Annotated in this window: 6 protein-coding genes; all 6 read left to right on the top strand. The window is 58.2% G+C overall.

Annotated features, from left to right (window positions below; all coding sequences use genetic code 11):
* On the top strand, positions 1 to 761 hold a 761-nt coding region (locus EPO09_RS08100; RefSeq protein WP_290641961.1), incomplete at its 5' end, for a serine/threonine-protein kinase.
* 44 nt (positions 762 to 805) lie between these two features.
* On the top strand, positions 806 to 1,591 hold the full coding sequence (locus EPO09_RS08095) for a Stp1/IreP family PP2C-type Ser/Thr phosphatase (RefSeq protein ID WP_290641959.1): 786 nt from the start codon (positions 806 to 808) through the stop codon (positions 1,589 to 1,591).
* 49 nt (positions 1,592 to 1,640) lie between these two features.
* Positions 1,641 to 2,360: an FHA domain-containing protein gene (locus tag EPO09_RS08090; RefSeq protein ID WP_290641957.1), complete on the top strand. Its 720-nt coding sequence runs from the start codon at positions 1,641 to 1,643 to the stop codon at positions 2,358 to 2,360.
* Positions 2,361 to 2,390: 30 nt separating this feature from the next.
* Entirely contained in the window at positions 2,391 to 3,206 is an 816-nt protein-coding gene (locus EPO09_RS08085) for an MBL fold metallo-hydrolase (RefSeq protein WP_367200053.1), read from the top strand.
* A 234-nt stretch (positions 3,207 to 3,440) separates the two neighbouring features.
* Positions 3,441 to 3,986, top strand: a complete 546-nt coding sequence (locus tag EPO09_RS08080) for a pilin (RefSeq protein WP_290641955.1) — start codon at positions 3,441 to 3,443, stop codon at positions 3,984 to 3,986.
* A gap of 429 nt (positions 3,987 to 4,415) precedes the next feature.
* The coding region (locus tag EPO09_RS08075; protein WP_290641963.1) for a prepilin-type N-terminal cleavage/methylation domain-containing protein at positions 4,416 to 4,521 on the top strand (106 nt) is incomplete at its 3' end.

The following is a 4,521-nucleotide window of genomic DNA, read 5'->3' as shown; positions in this document are numbered from 1 at the left end:
ATCGAAAAGTGGCACTGAAGACGATGGCCCTGGCGCAGGAATTCAGTGGCGCTGAACTGGCCGATGCCCGCAATCGCTTTTTACGCGAAGCCGAGATGGCTGGGCGTTTGCAGCACCCCGATATCGTCAGCATCCTTGATGCGGGGGAGCAAGGCGGCGTTGCTTACATCGCCATGGAGCTGATCGAAGGGACGGACATGAGCCAGTACGTGCAGCCTGATCGTTTGCTGCCGCTGAATCAATTGCTGCCCATCATGGCTCGTGTGGCCGACGCGCTGGCCTATGCGCATACCCGAGGTGTGACACACCGTGACATCAAGCCGGCCAACATCATGATCGATGTGAGCAGAGGCGTCGTCAAAGTGATGGATTTTGGCGTGGCCCGTGTGGCGGACGCCACGCGCACGCGCACGGGGGTCGTTCTGGGTACGCCGACCTTCATGTCACCCGAGCAGTTGTCGGGGCAGACCATAGACGGACGCAGTGATCTGTACTCCCTGGGCGTCAGCTTGTTCCAGTTATTGACGGGGCAGTTGCCATATCGCAACGATTCCATGGCGGCGCTGATGCGTGCCATCGGTCGCGAAACCGCCCCCAATGTGTGCAGCCTTCGGGCAGATCTGCCGCCTGCGTTGGGTGACATTGTGGCGTTGGCCCTGGAAAAGCACCCCGGCACACGTTATGCCTCTGGCCAGCAGATAGCCGAAGACTTGCGTGCAGTGGCACAGTCCCTCCAGAAGGTGGATGTGGACCTCGCCTGAAATCCCTGATCTGTCTCTCATGAAAACCCAGCGACAATTCCGCCATGGACTTTGAGTTCTTTAGTCATACCGACACTGGGCGGGTGCGAACCAATAATGAAGACTCCATCGCACTGGATGAGAGTTGCGGTGTGGCCGTGCTCGCCGATGGCATGGGCGGCTATGCAGCAGGCGAAGTGGCCAGCGGCATGGCGTGCGACTTCATCAAGAGCGAATTGGGTCGGTGGTTGCACGAAGCGTCGTCGAACGCCAGCGACGGTGATGTCAAGCGCGCGATGGACATCTGCGTGGACAATGCCAACCGCGCGATTTTCGGCGCCGCCAATTCCAATCCGACCTATGCCGGCATGGGCACGACCCTGGTTCTGGCGGTTTTCCGCTCAGGTCGCCTGTTAATGGGGCATATTGGTGATTCGCGCGGCTATCGTTGGCGCGACGGCCAGTTGCAGCAGATCACAAAAGACCATTCGTTACTGCAAGAACAGATCGATGCTGGCATCCTGACGCCTGAGCAGGCCCAGTATGCCGCCAACAAGAACCTGGTGACCCGGGCCTTGGGTGTGGAAGATCTGGTCCTGATGGAAACGCATTTGCACGACATTCAGTCTGGTGATATCTACCTGATGTGCTCAGACGGTCTGTCCGATATGCTGCGTGATCAGCAGATCGCTGATGTCATGTCGGCCCATACCAGCTTGCCCGAGATGGGGCAGGCGCTGGTGGCGGCGGCCAATGAAGCGGGCGGTCGGGATAATATCGCCGTGGTGCTGGTGCGTGCACAGGGAGTAGCCGAGCCAACGCCGAGGTCCTGGTGGCCTTTCAAGCGTTGAGCGGCTTTAATTAAACGCCAATTAGAGATCAATACCCGAGAGGTTCCGAATGGGAAAACTGGTCGTCTCGCTAGACGGGGTCGTCATCAAGGAAGTCCAAATCACCAAGGACAAAACCTCGCTTGGGCGCCGTCCATATAACGACATCGTGATCGACAACCTGGCGGTCAGTGGTGAACACGCCGTGCTGCAACTGGTTGGCAATGATGTGTTCATCGAAGATTTGAACAGCACCAACGGAACCTATATCAACGGCAAGGCCGTCAAGAAACAACTGCTGCAGCACAACGACACGGTTGAGATTGGCAAGTACAAGATCAAGTACCTGGTCGAAGAAGGCTCCGATTACGAGAAGACGATGATCATGCGCCCCGGTACGCCGCTGGCCACGGCCATGTCTTCGGTGTCGGGCGCAGGTGGCAGCGGTTTGTCCACGCCTGCACAGGCATTTGGCAGCACCATGGGTGCGGCCACGCTGGGTTCGGGTTTTGGCGGCTTGAGTCCGCAGTCTCCGGCATCGATCAAGGTACTCAATGGCGCAGCGGCTGGTCGCGAAGTGGCCTTGACCAAGGTGGTGACCACGGTGGGCAAGCCCGGTGTGCAAGTGGCCTCCATCACCAAGCGTCCCGGTGGTTATGTGTTCGCCCACGTTGAGGGTGGGGCTCGCCCGACCGTCAACGGCAACGAGGTGGTTGGCGACCCCGTGCACCTCAAGAACGGCGATGTGATCGAGCTGGCCGGTACGCAAATGCAATTTGTGCAGGCCTGATTCAGTGGGCTGCCAGCAAGGAGCCTGATCATGATCCGCGTATTGGGTTGTTCCGGATCGATTGCGGCGCGCTGCCACACCACTGCTTTCCTGCTGGATGACGACATCCTGCTGGATGCGGGTAGTGGCGTGGGTGAATTGCGCCTGGATGAGCTGGCGCGCATCGACCACATCTTGCTGAGCCACAGCCACCTCGATCACATTCTCAGCATTCCGCTGTTGGCTGACAGCGTGATGAAGCTGCGGGCAGGTGCGAGCGGCAATATGGCTGACTTGCGGCCCATCCATGTGCATGCGCTGCCGGCCACGATAGAAGCGATGCGCCAGCACATTTTCAATGGCGTGATCTGGCCAGATTTCACACGCTTGCCTAGCGCACACAACCCGATTCTCGTGTTGCACGAAATCGAGGTGGGGCAGGTGCTGTCCTTCCCGGCCCGAGGCGGCCTGGCTGATCGGCGCGTTCATGTGCTGCCGGCCGCCCATACGGTGCCGGGCGTGGGGTTTGGTGTCGAAACGCCGCTGGGTTGGTGGGTTTTCTCAGGTGATACGGGCCCGAATCCCGCGCTGTGGAAAGCTTTGAGCGGCCAGCGCATCGCGCAACTGATCATCGAAACCGCTTTCGGCAATGAAGAGGCTCACTTGGCACACATCAGTGGCCATTTGTCTCCGCAAAGCCTGGCCAAGGAATTGGCACAGCTGGATGGCGAGGTCAGTGTCTTCATCACGCATCCCAAGCCAGGTGAGGTGCCCTCCGTATTGGCGCAGATTCGTGCCCTGGACACGCAGCATCGGATCGAGCCGCTGCGCGAAGGGCAGCGGTTCAATGTGCCGGTTGAGGACTGACGAAAATTGTCGCACCCGTTAAGGGTTGTGACAATTTTTGATGCTCCAGCGCGCCTGATGTTGACCGGGATGGTCATTTCTTCGTTGCCCATTAAGGGGCGTCGCCAACTAAATCACATTTTTCGGGGTTCTGAAAGCTGGCACGCGCCCTGCCTTGTAGAGCATGTGGCCCCCGGCTTGTGTGGGGTCGATCAAAGGCAAGTTCTTAGCGGGTTGCGGCCCAAGGAGTTGATCATGCGAGTGATGAAGCAAGTGCAAAAGGGTTTCACCCTGATCGAACTGATGATCGTGGTGGCGATTATTGGTATTTTGGCTGCGGTGGCGCTGCCGGCTTATCAGGACTACACGGTCCGCGCAAAGATCACGGAAGGTCTGGGTCTGGGCAATGCGGTGAAAGCCGACGTGGCGACCAACTACGCTTCTGATGGCATGAATGGTGTTGCAGCTTATGCGGCTCAGATCAATGCAACAGCACCGTCGTCCAAGTTCGTGACCAGCATCACGCTGAACGGGGCCAACGGCCAAATCACCATCGCCATGAATGCGGCCAACGTGGGGACCATTGGTGCCGCAGCCAACACCCTGGTTCTGACTCCCTTCCTGAACCCTGGCAACAACGCTGCGCCCACGGTTTTCCCCCCTGCAGCTGGTGCAAGCGGTACGGTTGACTGGGTGTGCTCGTCGACGACTCACGCTAACGCCACGGCTCGCCAAGGCGCCTTCGCTGCGGCCGCAAACGGCACCCTGCTGCCACGCTACGCTCCTGCCGAGTGCAAGTAAATTCCTGACTAACTCAGCGAATAGAGAATGGGGCCTTCGGGTCCCATTTTTATTGGAAGATCGAATCTTGGTGGCCATGTCCAGACGTTTGCCGTTGCTAACTGTTGCCCGTCGCTCTGGTGCTCAGGTCTCTGCTGGACGTTGTGGCGGGCTAAGCGCAATGATTCAATGTATCGACGAGGACTGACAAAAATTGTCATCACCCTTAAGGGGGTGACAATTTTGGGCGCTACAACAGACACAAGGTCGACCAAAGTGGTCCTGCTTTCGGCCTTGTATAGGGGAAACCGCCAACTAAATCACGTTTTTTCGGGTGCTGAAAGCTGGCACGAGGCCTGCCTTATAGAACATGTGGGCCCCCGGTAAGGTGGGCGCGTTCAAGGCAAGTTTCTTAGCGGGTTGCGGCCCAAGGAGTTAATCATGCAAGTGATGAAGCAAGTGCAAAAGGGTTTCACCCTGATCGAACTGATGATCGTGGTGGCGATTATTGGTATTTTGGCTGCGGTGGCGCTGCCGGCTTATCAGGACTACACGG

Origin of the sequence: Aquabacterium sp., from assembly GCF_004297345.1 — a bacterium.
GTDB lineage: Bacteria > Pseudomonadota > Gammaproteobacteria > Burkholderiales > Burkholderiaceae_C > Aquabacterium.
This window is presented reverse-complemented; position numbering and strand designations above follow the sequence as displayed.